Annotated in this window: 13 protein-coding genes and 1 tRNA gene; 10 read left to right on the forward strand and 4 right to left on the reverse strand. The window is 68.5% G+C overall.

The features are described from left to right. Positions 1-169: 169 nt before the first annotated feature. Both lolA and ACEI37_RS14515 read left to right on the forward strand, forming a co-directional pair. Positions 170-805, forward strand: a complete 636-nt coding sequence (lolA, locus tag ACEI37_RS14510; RefSeq protein ID WP_373379479.1) for an outer membrane lipoprotein chaperone LolA — start codon at positions 170-172, stop codon at positions 803-805. A gap of 47 nt (positions 806-852) precedes the next feature. Then, on the forward strand, positions 853-1,251 hold the full coding sequence (locus ACEI37_RS14515) for a hypothetical protein (RefSeq protein ID WP_373379480.1): 399 nt from the start codon (positions 853-855) through the stop codon (positions 1,249-1,251). A gap of 49 nt (positions 1,252-1,300) precedes the next feature. Here the strand turns inward: ACEI37_RS14515 and ACEI37_RS14520 are convergent, their stop codons facing one another. Further along, positions 1,301-2,401, reverse strand: a complete 1,101-nt coding sequence (locus ACEI37_RS14520) for an NAD(P)-dependent alcohol dehydrogenase (protein ID WP_373379481.1) — start codon at positions 2,399-2,401, stop codon at positions 1,301-1,303. 246 nt (positions 2,402-2,647) lie between these two features. Between ACEI37_RS14520 and ACEI37_RS14525 the strand changes: the two genes are divergently transcribed. Both ACEI37_RS14525 and ACEI37_RS14530 read left to right on the forward strand, forming a co-directional pair. Then, positions 2,648-3,001: a hypothetical protein gene (locus ACEI37_RS14525; RefSeq protein ID WP_373379482.1), complete on the forward strand. Its 354-nt coding sequence runs from the start codon at positions 2,648-2,650 to the stop codon at positions 2,999-3,001. A 184-nt stretch (positions 3,002-3,185) separates the two neighbouring features. Continuing rightward, positions 3,186-4,223 carry a Fe(3+) ABC transporter substrate-binding protein gene (locus ACEI37_RS14530; RefSeq protein WP_373379483.1) on the forward strand — a complete coding sequence of 346 codons (1,038 nt, stop codon included), beginning with the start codon at positions 3,186-3,188 and terminating at the stop codon, positions 4,221-4,223. 99 nt (positions 4,224-4,322) lie between these two features. Here the strand turns inward: ACEI37_RS14530 and ACEI37_RS14535 are convergent, their stop codons facing one another. Both ACEI37_RS14535 and ACEI37_RS14540 read right to left on the reverse strand, forming a co-directional pair. Beyond that, positions 4,323-4,994: a hypothetical protein gene (locus ACEI37_RS14535; protein WP_373379484.1), complete on the reverse strand. Its 672-nt coding sequence runs from the start codon at positions 4,992-4,994 to the stop codon at positions 4,323-4,325. 105 nt (positions 4,995-5,099) lie between these two features. Beyond that, on the reverse strand, positions 5,100-6,743 hold the full coding sequence (locus ACEI37_RS14540) for an ABC transporter permease (RefSeq protein ID WP_373379485.1): 1,644 nt from the start codon (positions 6,741-6,743) through the stop codon (positions 5,100-5,102). A gap of 153 nt (positions 6,744-6,896) precedes the next feature. On the opposite strand from ACEI37_RS14540, the gene ACEI37_RS14545 reads away from it, so the two are divergent. The 6 genes from ACEI37_RS14545 (at position 6,897) to ACEI37_RS14570 (ending at position 13,266) form a co-directional block, all read left to right on the forward strand. After that, entirely contained in the window at positions 6,897-8,030 is a 1,134-nt protein-coding gene (locus tag ACEI37_RS14545) for an ABC transporter ATP-binding protein (RefSeq protein ID WP_373379486.1), read from the forward strand. A 76-nt stretch (positions 8,031-8,106) separates the two neighbouring features. Beyond that, entirely contained in the window at positions 8,107-9,489 is a 1,383-nt protein-coding gene (locus ACEI37_RS14550; RefSeq protein WP_373379487.1) for a replication-associated recombination protein A, read from the forward strand. Between the two features lie 75 nt (positions 9,490-9,564). Beyond that, positions 9,565-10,869: a serine--tRNA ligase gene (gene serS, locus ACEI37_RS14555; RefSeq protein ID WP_373379489.1), complete on the forward strand. Its 1,305-nt coding sequence runs from the start codon at positions 9,565-9,567 to the stop codon at positions 10,867-10,869. 100 nt (positions 10,870-10,969) lie between these two features. Then, a tRNA-Ser gene (locus ACEI37_RS14560) sits at positions 10,970-11,059 on the forward strand. A gap of 157 nt (positions 11,060-11,216) precedes the next feature. Further along, a complete protein-coding gene (locus ACEI37_RS14565; RefSeq protein WP_373379490.1) occupies positions 11,217-12,146 on the forward strand; it encodes a DUF1653 domain-containing protein in 930 nt (309 codons plus the stop codon). Next, the gene (locus ACEI37_RS14570; protein WP_373379492.1) at positions 12,139-13,266 is read left to right on the forward strand and encodes a phosphatase PAP2 family protein; all 1,128 of its coding nucleotides are present in this window, start codon (positions 12,139-12,141) and stop codon (positions 13,264-13,266) included. Before ACEI37_RS14565 ends, ACEI37_RS14570 begins: the two co-directional genes overlap by 8 nt. Here ACEI37_RS14570 and ACEI37_RS14575 read toward each other — a convergent pair. Continuing rightward, on the reverse strand, positions 13,151-14,467 hold the full coding sequence (locus ACEI37_RS14575) for a hemolysin family protein (protein ID WP_373379494.1): 1,317 nt from the start codon (positions 14,465-14,467) through the stop codon (positions 13,151-13,153). The genes ACEI37_RS14570 and ACEI37_RS14575 overlap by 116 nt on opposite strands. Between the last annotated feature and the right edge of the window lie 59 nt (positions 14,468-14,526).

Consider the following 14,526-nt stretch of genomic DNA (forward strand, 5'->3'; position numbering starts at 1 on the left):
GCTCGCGCGGCCTTCGGCATATCCCTCGTAATATCCGGTTACCCGCCGGCGCGCGGCGCGCGGAATCCCCGCGCCGGCGGCGGCTCTAAATGGACAGGTCGCACGCGCCCGGCCCCTATGCGATACGGCGGTGCGCGGCACCACCCCTACCACTACCAGGACCCCAACCATGCGAAACCGCATCCTCGTGTCGGCTTGCGCCGCGCTGGCGATGTTTGCGCTGCAGGCGCCGGCCCACGCCGCCGCCACCGACCAGCTGCAGAGCTTTGTGACCGGCGTGAAGAGCGCGCGCGGCGAATTTACGCAGCGCCAGGTCAAGGGGCAGGGCGCCAACGTCAAGGTGACCGGCACCTCCAGCGGCACCTTCGTGTTCTCGCGCCCGGGCAAGTTCACCTGGCGCTATACCAAGCCCTACGAGCAGCTGCTGCAGGCCGACGGCCAGACCCTGTACATCTATGACAAGGACCTGAACCAGGTCACCGAGCGCAAGCTCGACGGCGCGCTGGGCTCCAGCCCGGCGGCGATCCTGTTCGGCAGCAACGATCTCGACAAGAACTTCGTGGTCAGGAACGGGCCGACGCGCGATGGCGTGGAATGGCTGGAGCTGACGCCCAAGGCCAAGGACACGCAGTTCGAGCGCATCGGCATCGGCTTCAAGGGCGGCAATCTCGAGGCGATGGAGCTGCGCGACGCGTTCGGCAACACCACGCTGCTGACCTTCACCGGCATGCAGAAGAACCCGCCGCTGGCGGCCGATGCGTTCCGGTTCACGGTGCCCAAGGGCGCCGACGTGATGAAGCAATGAGGGCCGCCATGATCGATGCGCACGAAGGGTCGTCAGGATCGGGCGGAATGTATCGTCGCGGTGGCGCGGCGTTGCTGGCCGGCGCTGGCTTGCTCGCGCTGGCGGCATGCGCCAGCAGCGGCGGCGGCGCCAGCAAGTTCGACGTCGATGCCTTCCTGCGCGCGCCGGACTCGGCGTTGCCCGAGGTGGTCGGCAATCCGGCCTTCCTCGCGGCCACCCGCGTGCCCGCCAACGAATGTGCGGTGATGCTGCAATCGACCAGCACCGGCGTGCTGGAAGACCTGCCGCCGAGCAGCAACGCGCGCGGCCCGGCCTGGCTGCTGCATCCGAAGGACAAGCCTGGCCAGGTATGGCTGGTGGTCAGCGAGGCCGGCGGCGAACGTACCTGCCACGGCCCGCTGCCCGCCGACGCGATGAAGACCCTGGCCAACCGCGCCCGGGGCTGAGCCGCACGCGAGCCGGCGCCTGCTGCGGCTCAGTGCCGCTCAGTGCCGCTCAGTGCGGCTTGATGGCGATCTTCAGCACGCCGTCGCGCTGGTTGGCGAACAGGTCGTACGCCGCGACGATATCCTCCAGCGGGTAGTGATGGGTCACCAGCAGGCCCAGGTCGACGCGGCCCGATTCGATCACGTTTACCAGGCGGCGCATGCGTTCCTTGCCGCCGGGGCACAGCGCCGTGTTGATCTTGTGGTCGCCCAGCCCGGCGGCAAACGCCGACAGCGGGATGGTCAGGTCGCTGGAATACACCCCCAGGCTGGACAGCGTGCCGCCGGGCTTGAGCACGCGCAGCGCCTGCTCGAAGGTCGCCTGGGTGCCGAGCGCCTCGATCGAGGCATCGACGCCGCGGCCGCCCGTCAGCTTCATGATTTCATCCACCACGTCGCAGTTGCGGAAATTCAGCGCGACGTCCGCGCCCATCTTGCGCGCGATCTCGAGCCGGTGATCGTTGCCATCGATGGCGATGATGGTGGTGGCGCCGCAGAGCCGGGCACCAGCGGTCGCGCACAGGCCGATCGGACCCTGCGCGAACACCGCGACGGTGTCGCCGATGCGGATGTTGGCATTTTCCGCGCCCTTGAAGCCGGTCGACATGATGTCGGGGCACATCAGCACCTGCTCATCGGTGAGCCCGTCCGGGATCGGGGCGAGGTTGGCCTGCGCATCGGGCACCAGCACATATTCCGCCTGGGTGCCGTCGATCAGGTTGCCGAAACGCCAGCCCGCGGTAGCCTTGTAGCCATGGCAGCCGCACAGCCCCTGCGGCACCAGATAGCTGCCATCCTGCGAGGCCACGCCATCCTGCGCCGCGTAGGAATTGAAGTTGGGGCAGATCGCGCCGGCAATGACGCGCTGGCCTTCGCGGTAGCCGGCCACCGCGCTGCCCAGCTTCTCGATCACGCCGACCGGCTCGTGGCCCACTGTCAGGCCCCGGGCGACCGGGTATTCGCCCTTGAGGATATGCACGTCGGTGCCGCAGATCGTGGTGGTGGTGATGCGGACCAGCGCATCGTTGGGGCCGACATCGGGGATGGGCTTGTCGGCCAGTTCGATCCGGCCGGGCTCGACAAAGATGGCGGCTTTCATCATTGCGGTCATGCGTTTCTCCCAGTGGGTACGGGTGGGGCGAATGGGCCTGGCCGTTGCCAGGCCTGCCTGATTCCTTGATAGCACCCATGGGTTATAGGCTGGTTTATCCAGGTCAAGCGCGGACCAGACAGCGAAAACGCCGTCGCCGCGCCAATCCGGCAAAAGTTTCAGATCTGAGTGAAAAGAAACTGAACCCCATGCGGCACCATGTGTCCCAGAATCCTCTGACTCGCCACCCCTGACAGGAGCCTCCCAATGATTACGATGCTTGCCATGATGCGCAGCCGGACCCATCAACTGCTGTGGCTGGCCGCGGGCGGCGCGTTGATGGCCGGCTGCGCGGCCGCCCCGACGGAGCCAGCGGCGCCGGCACCGGCGCCGGGCCCGCAAGGTTCGCTCGGCACGCCGGCCGGCTGTGCGGCGGACAAGCTGGCCGACGACGCGCTGGTCGGCAAGCCCGAGGCCGAAGCCATCGGCCTGCTGCAAGGCTGCACTTGGCGGCTGGGCGAACGCGACGGCCAGCAGTTCCCCGGCACCATGGACTACAACCCGCAGCGACGCACACTGGGAATCAAGGCCGGCAAGGTGGTGTGGGTGCGGCGCGGCTGAGGCCGCGTTCATGCCGGTGTTGACGGGTCATCTTGACCCGGCGCAAGCGCCGCCCAACATGACAGAAATGTAATTTGACCGCCTGAACAAGAATCAATATTGTTTTCCGCTAACCGGAATCCAAACACCGGGCGGCCTTGGGGGTGCCCGGCGGCTGCCCAAACCATGCTGGGGAGCCAACCGCGTGAAAACCACCATCCGAACCTTGCTGCCGCGCGCCGCGGCACTGGCCCTGCTGACGCTGCCGCTTGCCGCGGCGGCCCAGGAAAAGGTGCTCAACCTCTACACCGCGCGGCACTACCAGACCGACGAGGCGCTGTACGCCAACTTCACCAAGCAGACCGGCATCAAGATCAACCGCATCGAAGGCCAGGAAGATCCGCTGCTGGAGCGCATTCGCAACGAAGGCGCCAACAGCCCGGCGGACGTGTTCATCACGGTGGATATCGGGCGCCTGTGGCGCGCCCAGCAAGCCGGCGTGTTCGCGCCGGTGAAGTCCAAGGTGCTGGAGTCGCGCATCCCGGCCAACTACCGCGATCCCAATGGCGAGTGGTTCGGCTTCTCGGCACGCGGCCGCGTGATCGCCTACAACAAGGCCGCGGTCAAGGCCGGCGACATTGCCAACTATGAAGACCTGGCCGATCCCAAGTGGAAGGGCAAGGTCTGCACGCGTTCCAGCGGCCATGTCTACAACCTGTCGCTGATCTCCAGCCTGATCGCCCACGACGGCGAGGCCCGAACCGAGCAATGGGCGCGCGGCGTGGCCGCCAACCTGGCACGCGTGCCCAAGGGCGGCGACACCGACCAGCTCAAGGCGGTTGCCGCCGGCGAGTGCGACGTGGCCATTGCCAACACCTACTACATCGCGCGCCTGCTGAAGTCGACCAAGCCCGAAGACAAGGCCGTGGCCGAAAAGCTGGGCGTGGTGTGGCCCAACCAGTCGAGCCAGGGCGTGCACATGAACGTCTCGGGCGGCGGCATGCTCAAGCACGCGCCGAACAAGGAAGCGGCGGTCAAGTTCCTGGAGTACCTGGCCAGCGACGAGGCGCAGCGGTACTTTGCCGACGGCAACAACGAATGGCCGGTGGTCAGGGGCGTGAAAGTCAGCAACCCCGTGCTCGAGGCGCTGGGCGAGTTCAAGTCCGATGCCATCAACGTGGCCGAGCTGGGCAAGTACCAGCCGCAGGCGCAGAAGCTGGTGGATCGGGCGGGGTTCAAGTAAAGCCGAAGGATGGCTTGACTCTGGTTTGCTCCCTCTCCCGCGCGCGGGAGAAGGAGCAAACAAGCGGTTGCCAATTTGTCGGCAGCCAGACCCTTGCTGTCACAGCAAGAACCGCTTGTTCCCCGTCACCTGCGTCGGTTCAACCTTGCGGAACGTCAGCTTGACGCTGCTGTTGAGTCGCCGCCCCGCCTGTCTGCGCACCAGCGCCCGATGCAGCAGCCCCTTGTGGCCGACCGTGCCTTCGGCATAGGGCTGGTGCGGGGGCGAGCCCAGCGCCATTGCCGCCAGCGCCTGGTTGCGCTCTGCGGCGCTCTTCTCCAGCAGCTTGTCCAGCGCCATGCGCGCCCGCACCTGTGCCGCCAGCGCGGTATCGCCCGGGTTGGCGCGGGCGCGCTCGGCATCCCATGGCAGTTGCACCTTGCCGGCCAGCCGGCGCAGCGCGGCGCGCAGTTCGGCGCCATCCATGCGGGTCTCCTGCACGATCCATACGGCATCGTGGCGCACCGCCGCCTCGGCATCGGCCATGCGGCGCACCAGTGCCGGCTGCAGCGCGGGCGCCGAAAATTGCCGCGCGCGGCGGACCGCGTTGAGGGCGATGCGGCGTACCTGAGGGTTGGCATGGTCGAACAGGTCGTCGATCACGCGCGCGGCGGTGTCGGCCGAGCCGATCATCTCGGCCAGCTGTCCGGCCAGCGAGACTTCTTCCACGCCGCTCAGCCTGGTGCGGCTGAGCCGGTTCAACTTGAACAGCAGGATGTGATATCGCAGCATAGGCTCTTGCGCGGCGGGCATGCCGCGGGTCGCGCCCGGGCGGATGCCGGGCCATAAGAGGCTATCGGCGCGAGGTGCGCGCGACTTTAGCGCGGCCAGCGCGGCTCAGTGCTGGGCCTGGCGGCGGATCGTGCGCGACAGCACGATCACCGGCAGCAGCCCGACCGCGACGATCACCAGCGAGGCGGTGGCGGCCTCGGTCAGGCGTTCGTCGGCGGCCAGGTTGTAGGCCTGCACCGCCAGCGTGTCGAAATTGAACGGCCGCATCACGAAGGTGGCCGGCAATTCCTTCATCACGTCGACAAAGACGATCAGCGCGGCGGTCAGCAGGCTGCCGCGCAGCATCGGCAAATGCACGCGGCGCAGCGTGGCCCCTGGGCCATGGCCAAGGCTGCGCGCGGCGGCGTCCATGCTGGGCGTGATCTTGCCCAGCCCGGCGTTGACGGTCTGCAGCGCCACGCCCAGGAAGCGCACCAGCAGCGCATAGACCAGCGCGGCGATGCCGCCGGTCAGCAGCAGCCCCACCGAGACCCCGAACTGCTGCTGCAGCCAGGCCGACAGCGCATTGTCCAGCCGCGCCACCGGCACCAGCACCCCCACCGCGATGACCGAGCCCGGCAGCGCATAGCCCATGCCGCACACCCGGGTCAGCCCGCGCATCAGCCAGCTGCGCTTGCCGTTGACCGCGCGCGCGGCATAGCCCACCGCCAGCGCGACCGCCACGGCCGCCAGCGCGGTGGCGCTGGCCAGCAGGAAGCTGTTGCGCACCAGGCCGACGAAGCGCGGGCCGAACTGGGCGTCGCCATCGGTAAAGGCCATGCGGCACAGCATCAGCGCGGGCACCACGAAGCCCAGCAGCACCGGCACCAGGCACGCCGCCAGCGCCAGCCAGCCGCGCGCACCGCCCAGGGTCCAGGCCGTGGCGCGGCGCTGGTTGCCGAACACCTGCGCGCGGCCGCGGCTGGCGCGCTCCATCAGCAGGATCGCGGCGACGAACAGCAGCATGCAGGCCGACAGCTGCGCCGCGGCGTTCTTGTCGCCCAGCGAGAACCAGGCGCGGTAGATGCCGGTGGAGAAGGTCGGTATGGCGAAATAGGCGACGGTGCCGAAGTCCGCCAGCGTTTCCATCATCGCCAGCGCGGTACCGGCGACGATGCCAGGTCGCGCCAGCGGCAGCACCACGCGCCAGAGCCGGCTCCAGGCGCCATGGCCAAGCAGGCGCGCGGCCTCGAGCGTGTTCTGGTTCTGCTGCAGGAAGGCGGCGCGCGCGGTCAGGTAGACATACGGATACAGCACCAGCGAGAACAGCGCGATCGCGCCGCCGAGCGAGCGGATCTCCGGAAACCAGTACTCGCGCGCGCGCCAGCCGGTCAGCTCGCGCAGCCAGCCCTGCACCGGGCCGGCGAACTGCAGCGCGTCGGTGTAGGCGTAGGCGATTACGTAGGCCGGCATCGCCATCGGCAGCACCAGCGCCCATTCCATCACGGCATGGCCGGGGAAACGGCAGGTCGAGACCAGCCACGCGGTGGTCACGCCCAGCAGCAGCACGCCCGCGGCGACGCCGCATAGCAGCCATACCGTATTGAGCACGTATTCGGCCAGCACCGTGTCGATCAGGTGGCGCCAGGTGTCGCCCGCGGGCAGCAGCACGGCCGAGGCGATCACCAGCACCGGCACGGCGATCAGCAGCGCCATCGCCACGGTGGCCAGGGTCAGGGGATGGAAGCGGCGGCGGCTGGACAGGAGCATGCGCGGGAACGGTGAGCAAAGTGCCGCCCGCCGGACCTGTGCCTGGCGGCGCGGTGTGCGGGCTGACGCATTCTAGCAATGCCGGCGGCGTCGGCGCGTCGGGCGAAGCCGGGACACCGGCCGCACGGGCCGGCACGTCCCTATAATGCGCACATGCGAACCGATTCCTATTCACGCCTGCCCGGCACCCAGGCCCGCACTCGTCCGGCTACCCGTGCCGATGCTCCGGATGCGGCCGCACCCGCTCCGGCTGTCATCGAGGTGGAGCGTATCCGTCACGCCTTCGGCCGCCATGCCGTGGTCAAGGGCCTGTCGTTCTCGGTGGCGCGCGGCCATATCGCCTGCCTGTTGGGGCCCAGCGGCTGCGGCAAGACCACGGTGCTGCGGGCCATTGCCGGTTTCGAGCCGCTGCAGGACGGGCGCATCGTGCTGGACGGGCAGACCGTGTCCTCGTCGGGCACGCTGCTGGCCCCGGAGCAGCGCCGCATCGGCATGGTGTTCCAGGACTACGCGCTGTTTCCGCACCTGGACGTGGCGGCCAATGTCGGCTTCGGCCTGACCCGCGCGAGCCGGGCGGAGCGCGCGGCGCGGGTGGACGAGGTGTTGCAGCTGGTGGGGCTGGACGGCGCCGGACGCCAGTATCCGCACGAGCTGTCGGGTGGCCAGCAGCAGCGCGTCGCGCTGGCACGCGCGCTGGCGCCGCGCCCGGAACTGCTGCTGCTCGACGAGCCGTTCTCCAACCTGGACGTCGACCTGCGCGAACGCCTGAGCCTGGAAGTGCGCGCGATCCTGAAGGCGCAGGGCACCACCGCCATCCTGGTCACGCACGACCAGCACGAAGCCTTTGCCATGGCCGACGAGATCGGTGTGATGCACGACGGCGTGATCGAGCAATGGGGCAGCGCGCACGACCTGTACCACCGCCCGGCGTCGCGCTTCGTCGCCGGCTTTATCGGCCAGGGCGTGCTGATGGCGGGGCGGGTGCGCGATGCCGCGCAGATCGAACTGGAACTGGGCCTGCTGCGCCCGGCCGTGCCGCTGGATCTGCCGGCCGGCGCGGCGGTCGACGTGCTGGTGCGCCCCGACGACATCATCCACGACGACGCCAGCCCGATGCGCGCCGAGGTCGTGCACAAGGCCTTCCGCGGCGCCGAGATCCTGTACACGCTGCGCCTGGCCAGCGGCGGCCGCGTGCTGGCGCTGGTGCCCTCGCACCACAACCACGCCGTGGGCGAGCGCATCGGCATCCGCGTCGAGATCGAGGACGTGGTGGCGTTTGCCGCCTGAGCGCGCGCTAGCGGCCGGCGCCGATGGTCTACACTGTGGCGTTCTGCATCCGGCGCCCTGACAGGGCCTGACTACCGTGGCGGACACGCTGTTTTCCGAATCTCCCGACCGTTCCCGGCAACCGCTGGCGGAGCGCCTGCGCCCGCGCACCATCGACGAGGTGATCGGCCAGCAGCACCTGCTTGGCGCAGGCAAGCCGCTGCGCGTGGCGTTCGAGTCGGGCGAGCCGCATTCGATGATCCTGTGGGGGCCGCCCGGGGTGGGCAAGACCACGCTGGCGCGGCTGATGGCGGATGCGTTCGACGCCGAATTCATCGCGCTGTCGGCGGTGCTGTCGGGGGTCAAGGACATCCGCGAGGCGGTCGAGCGCGCCGAGCAGTTCCGCGCCCACGGGCGGCGCACGCTGGTGTTCGTCGACGAAGTACACCGCTTCAACAAGAGCCAGCAGGACGCGTTCCTGCCGCACGTGGAAAGCGGGCTGTTCACCTTTATCGGCGCCACCACCGAGAACCCGTCGTTCGAGGTCAACGGCGCCTTGCTGTCGCGCGCGGCGGTCTACGTGCTCAAGAGCCTGGACGATGCCGAACTGACCCAGCTGGCGCTGCGCGCCTCCGAGGAACTGGGCGGCATCAGCTGGCAGGACGAAGCGCTGCAGCTGATCGTCGCCTCGGCCGATGGCGACGGGCGCAAGCTGCTGAACAACATCGAGATCGTCGCGCGCGCCGCGCGCAATGCCGGCGCCGCGCAGATCGATACCGCGCTGCTGGGCAGTGCGCTGTCCGAGAACCTGCGCCGCTTCGACAAGGGCGGCGATGCCTTCTACGACCAGATCAGCGCGCTGCACAAGTCGGTGCGCGGCTCGGACCCGGACGCCGCGCTGTACTGGTTTTGCCGCATGATCGATGGCGGCGCCGACCCGCGCTACCTGGCGCGCCGCATCGTGCGCATGGCGTGGGAGGATATCGGCCTGGCCGATCCGCGCGCCGCGCGCATCACGCTGGACGCGGCCGAGACCTACGAGCGGCTGGGCTCGCCCGAGGGCGAGCTGGCGCTCGGCCAGGCGCTGATCTACCTGGCGGTCGCGCCCAAGTCCAACGCCGGCTACAACGCCTACAACGCCGCGCGCGCCTTCGTCGCCAAGGACAAGTCGCGCGCGGTGCCGGTGCACCTGCGCAACGCGCCGACCCGGCTGATGAAGGAGCTGGGCTACGGCCACGCCTACCGCTACGCGCACGACGAGCCCGAGGCCTATGCCGCCGGCGAGCATTACTTCCCGGACGACCTCAAGGCGCAGGGCTGGTACCAGCCGGTGCCGCGCGGGCTGGAAGGCAAGATCGCCGAGAAGCTGCGCCACCTGCGCGAGCTGGACCAGGCCTGGCATCGCGAACAGCGCGCCACGAAGGCGAAGGATGGCGCGAAAGATGGCGGCAAGGGCGGCAAGTCGGGCGAACAGGTTTGACGGCTTGCTAACCTGTGTGCAGTAAAATGGCGGGTCCGCCGGCATGTCGCTGGCCCTGCACTCCACCTTAGCAACATGCTCGACATCCAGCTGTTCCGCAAAGACATCGACGCCGTGGCGCAACGCCTTGCCACGCGCGGCTACCAACTAGACGTGGCGGCGTTCCAGGCACTCGAGGCCGAACGCAAGCAACTGCAGACCCAGACCGAGGAACTGCAGGCGCGTCGCAACAGCCTGTCCAAGCAGATCGGCATGCTCAAGGGCAAGGGCGAGGATGCCTCGGCCGTGATGGCGGAAGTGGGCGGCATCGGCGACACGCTCAAGGCTTCGGCCGCGCGGCTGGACGAGATCCAGGCGCACCTGGGCGAGCTGATGCTGTCGATCCCGAACCTGCCGCACGACAGCGTGCCGGTGGGCAACGACGAGACCCAGAACGTCGAAGTGCGCCGCGTAGGCGAGCCGCGCCAGTTCGAATTTGCCGTGCGCGACCACGTCGACGTGGGCGAGAAGCTGGGGCTGGATTTCGACACCGCGGTAAAGGTTACCGGCTCGCGCTTCTCGATGCTGCGCGGCGGCATGGCGCGCCTGCACCGCGCGCTGGTGCAGCTGATGCTCGACACCCATACGCAGGAGCACGGCTATACCGAAATGTATGTGCCGTACATCGTCAACGCCGCGTCGATGCGCGGCACCGGCCAGCTGCCCAAGTTCGAGGAAGACCTGTTCAAGGTGCCGCGCAAGGTCGGCAGCGAGGATGGCGAACGGATCGAGAACTTCTACCTGATCCCCACCGCCGAGGTGCCGCTGACCAACATCGTGCGCGATGCCATCGTCGCCGGCGAGAAGCTGCCGCTGCGCTTCGTCGCGCATACGCCGTGCTTCCGCTCGGAAGCCGGTTCGTATGGCAAGGACACCCGCGGCATGATCCGCCAGCACCAGTTCGACAAGGTCGAGCTGGTCCAGGTGGTGCCCGCCGACCAGTCCTTCGACGCGCTCGAGCAGCTGACCGGCCACGCCGAGGCGATCCTGAAGAAGCTGGAGCTGCCGTTCCGCACCATCGTGCTGTGCACCGGCGACATGGGCTTCGGCAGCACCAAGACCTACGACCTGGAAGTGTGGATTCCCGCTCAGAACACCTACCGCGAGATCAGCTCGTGCTCCAACATGGGCGATTTCCAGGCGCGCCGGATGCAGGCCCGCATGCGCACGGGGCAGGGCAAGCCGGAACTGGTGCACACGCTGAACGGCTCGGGCCTGGCCGTCGGCCGCACGCTGGTGGCGATCCTGGAGAACTACCAGAACGCCGACGGCTCGGTCACGGTGCCGGCCGCGCTGCAGCCGTACATGGGCGGCACCACCCGCCTGGAGCCGGAGCTATAAGGCGCCGCTAACGCGCCGCAAAAAATCTGCTGCCAGCCTCTTGCATCGGCTGGCAGAGCATGGCTATAATCTCGGTTTCGCCACACGGCAACAAGTTACCGGAGAGGTGGCAGAGTGGTCGAATGTACCTGACTCGAAATCAGGCGTACCGGCGACGGTACCGTGGGTTCGAATCCCACCCTCTCCGCCAAAACAAGAAGCTGTCGGCATCGACCACCGGCAGGCAACAACAGCGTAGTAAAACTCAGGCCGACGCCCACGAAAGTGCGCGTCGGTTTTGTTTTTTCCGCGGCCGGTTTTGTGCCGCGGCTGCGGTACCCGCCGTACGCGCCGGCCGGTGCACTATCATGGCGATCCGCAACGCAGGATGCCGCACCATGACCCAGCCCACCGACAAAGCTCCCGCCGCACAGGTCTTTCATGGCGAGCCGTCCGAACTGCCGGCCGATCCAGACCTGGTCTACGGCATGCCGTATCGGCATTACAAGGGCGGTGCCTATTCGGCGGTAGGCATCGGGCGCTTCGAGGCCGACCTGTCACCGGTGGTGGTCTACCGCGCCATGCGCGATCCGTCCTTGCTCTGGGTGCGCCGCGCCGATGTGTTCAGCGAGCCGGTGGCGACGCCGCAGGGCGAGGTGCCGCGCTTCGCGCCAGACTGGCCCGCGGCGCTGTCCTGCCTGGATTTCCTGCCGCGCCAGGCGGTGCTCGACGTGCTGGCGCTGCACGACACGCCGTACCGGCGCTACCACGACCGCCGCCATATCCTGGAAATGTTCGAGGCCGCCCATGCGCGCGGCGTGGCGCTGGACCGCGCGCAGGCGCTGGCGGTGCTGTGCCATGACGCGGTCTACGTGGCGGGCTGCGAGCACAACGAAGCCGCTTCCGCGGCGATGATCGAAACGGTCGCGCCCGGTGAGGCGCGCGCGGTGCTGGACCGTGCCGCGCAGATCGTGCTCGATACGCGCGGCCATCGACCCAGCTGCGCGGGCGCCGACACCGTGCTCGATCTCGACCTGCTCAGGCTGGCCGCGCCGCCGGACGTGTTCGATGCCCACAGCCTCGACGTCTTCGCCGAGAACCGCGCCTTGCTGGCCGCACGCACCGGCTTGCAGGGCGATGCGCTGTGGGCCGAATTCATGCGCCGCCGCGCGGCTTTCCTGGGCCACCTGGCACAGCGCCCGCGACTGTTCCTGACCGACGCGTTCACCGATTGCGAGGCTCCAGCTCGCGCCAACATCGCCAGAATCGCCGGCACGGCGAAGGCATCCGGTGACTGACGCGGCGGCGCGCGCGGGCGAGCTGGTCCAAAGCTGGCTCACGCCGGGCACGGCACTGGGGCTGCTGGCGCTGTTTGCGCTGGTGACGTTGCTGCTGCTGAGCCTGGTGCCGCTGCTGGTGGCGCTGTTGCGGCCCGTGGTGCGCTGGCTGGACCGCTGGCGACTGTGGGGTGCCGGCGCGCTGTCGTCGCGCGTGGCGGCGCGGCCGCGGCGGCTGGACGCGCTGACGCTGCGCGTGCTCGAGCGCGACGTGGCCGAGCTGCTGCTGGTGTTGCTGGCCGGCGCCGTGCTGCTGGCCTGCGGCAGCGCGCTGTTCTGGCTGGCCGGCGAGGTCGCGGAGAACGCGGACGTGGTGCACGTTGACCAGCAGGTGTACGCGGCACTGCGCGCCTTGCGCAGCGACTGGCTCGACCTGGTGATGGTGGCCGTGACCGAGCTCGGCGGCGGGCGTATTTCGGTGGCGGTGGGTGTGGCGGTGTTCGCGTGGCTGTGCTGGCGCCGGGCCTGGATCGTGGCGCTGTACTGGGCGGCCGCGCTGCTCGGCGCGCGCGCCTGCGTGATGGCGCTCAAGCTGGGCATGGCGCGGGTGCGTCCGGCCAGCATATACAGCGGCCTCGAGTCGTACTCCTTCCCCAGCGGCCACGCCACCAGCAGCATGGTCACCTACGGCTTCCTGGCCTTCCTGATGTGCCTGCGCCAGCCGTGGCGCGTGCGCATTCCGGTGCTGGCGCTGACCGTGGTGGCGGTGGCGGCGATCGGTGTGTCGCGGCTGTACCTGGGCATGCACTGGCTGTCCGACGTGGCCGCAGGCTATGCGCTCGGGCTGGCGTGGATCGCGCTGCTGGGAACGGCCTACCGCACGCTGCACGGGCCGGCGCCGCGGGGCTCGGTGGCGCCGTCGCGGCTCGGCGTGGTGGCGGCGGTTGCGGTGGTGGCCGCGTTTGGCTACGTGGCGTGGTTCCGGCTGCCGGATACGCTAGAGCGCTATCGCCAGGCCGACGCCGCTAGGCTGGCGCCGCCGCATCAGCCTCCGGTGCTGGCGGCAGCCGGGACACCAGCAGCTGGTCGATCTTGTGATGGTCGATGTCCAGCACTTCGAAGCGATAGCCCGCCACGGTGATCGACTCGGACTTCTTCGGGATGCGCTTGAGCGCATAGATCACCAGTCCGGCCGCGGTATCGACGTAGTCCTCGCCGGGCAGGGTGTCGAGCTCCAGCGCCTTCTTCAGGTCGACCAGCGGCGTCAGGCCATCGACCAGCCACGAGCTGTCGTCGCGCCGCACGATCTGCTCGTCTTCGCTCGAATAGAGGATGTCGCCCATCAGCGCGCCGACGATGTCGTCCAGCGTGACGATGCCCACCACCAGCCCGTACTCGTTCATGACCACGGCAAAGCTCTGGTGCATCTCGCGGAAACGCGTCAGCGATTCGGACAGTGTCAGCGTATCGGGGATCACCAGCACGTTCTTGTCGTGGTAGCGGCCGATATTGCCCATCACCGCGGCGCTTTCATCGGCCAGCAGCAGCTGCAGGATGTCCTTCGAATCGATATAGCCCTGCACGTCGTCGAGATCGTGCCCGCACACCGGGTATTGCGCGTGCGGCTGGTTGACCAGCTTGCGGCGCACGCTGTCGGCCGGCTCGTCCAGGCTCAGGTAGACCACCTCGTCGCGCGGCGTCATGATCGCGGTGATGCCCTTGAAGTCGAGTTCGAACACGTTCTCGATCAGATGCAGCTCATGCTTGTGCAGCACGCCGGCCTCGGCACCGGCATCGACCATCGCGGCGATGTCCTCGGTGGTGATCTGGTCGACCGGCTTTGTCGGCAGCCGCAGCAGCCGCAGCATGGCATCGGCGGCGGCGTTGAAGACCCACACCAGCGGCCTGAGCACGCGCAGCAGCGTCAGCATCGGGTCGATCACCGCCAGCGCGCAGGCCTCGGGAAAGGTCATGGCGATGCGCTTGGGGATCAGGTCGGCGAACTGGATGAACAGCAGCGTCACGATCAGGAACGAGCCGATATTGGCGGTGCGCTGCGCGTGCACTACCTGCATGTAGGGCGACAGCGTTTCCAGCAGCAGGTCGGACACATGCTTTTCCCCCAGGATACCGGCCAGGATGGCGACGCTGTTGACCCCGATCTGCACGATGGTGAAGAAGTTGCCGGGCTCTTCCTTCAGCAACAGCACGCGCGTGGCGCGGCCGTCGCCGCGTTCGGACAGCACTTGCAGCTTGGTGCGGCGGGCAGCGGTCAGCGCGATCTCGGAGATCGAGAAAAAGGCGCTGACAAGGACGAGCAGGATCAGGGTCAGGACGAACATAGGCAGGATTGCGCTGGCAGGTTGTGCCTGCAGGCGGCTTGATGATGGTGCACGGCGCG

The organism is Cupriavidus nantongensis, assembly GCF_041726985.1.
In the GTDB taxonomy this organism is placed as follows: domain Bacteria; phylum Pseudomonadota; class Gammaproteobacteria; order Burkholderiales; family Burkholderiaceae; genus Cupriavidus; species Cupriavidus nantongensis_A.

Excerpts from the sequence above, each read along its gene's own strand:
- ACEI37_RS14535 (WP_373379484.1), bottom strand. The coding sequence starts at position 4,994 with ATGCTGCGATATCACATCCTGCTGTTCAAGTTGAACCGGCTCAGCCGC.
- ACEI37_RS14520 (WP_373379481.1), bottom strand. The coding sequence starts at position 2,401 with ATGACCGCAATGATGAAAGCCGCCATCTTTGTCGAGCCCGGCCGGATC.
- lolA (WP_373379479.1), top strand. The coding sequence starts at position 170 with ATGCGAAACCGCATCCTCGTGTCGGCTTGCGCCGCGCTGGCGATGTTT.
- ACEI37_RS14575 (WP_373379494.1), bottom strand. The coding sequence starts at position 14,467 with ATGTTCGTCCTGACCCTGATCCTGCTCGTCCTTGTCAGCGCCTTTTTC.
- ACEI37_RS14525 (WP_373379482.1), top strand. The coding sequence starts at position 2,648 with ATGATTACGATGCTTGCCATGATGCGCAGCCGGACCCATCAACTGCTG.
- serS (WP_373379489.1), top strand. The coding sequence starts at position 9,565 with ATGCTCGACATCCAGCTGTTCCGCAAAGACATCGACGCCGTGGCGCAA.
- ACEI37_RS14515 (WP_373379480.1), top strand. The coding sequence starts at position 853 with ATGTATCGTCGCGGTGGCGCGGCGTTGCTGGCCGGCGCTGGCTTGCTC.
- ACEI37_RS14545 (WP_373379486.1), top strand. The coding sequence starts at position 6,897 with ATGCGAACCGATTCCTATTCACGCCTGCCCGGCACCCAGGCCCGCACT.
- ACEI37_RS14565 (WP_373379490.1), top strand. The coding sequence starts at position 11,217 with ATGGCGATCCGCAACGCAGGATGCCGCACCATGACCCAGCCCACCGAC.
- ACEI37_RS14540 (WP_373379485.1), bottom strand. The coding sequence starts at position 6,743 with ATGCTCCTGTCCAGCCGCCGCCGCTTCCATCCCCTGACCCTGGCCACC.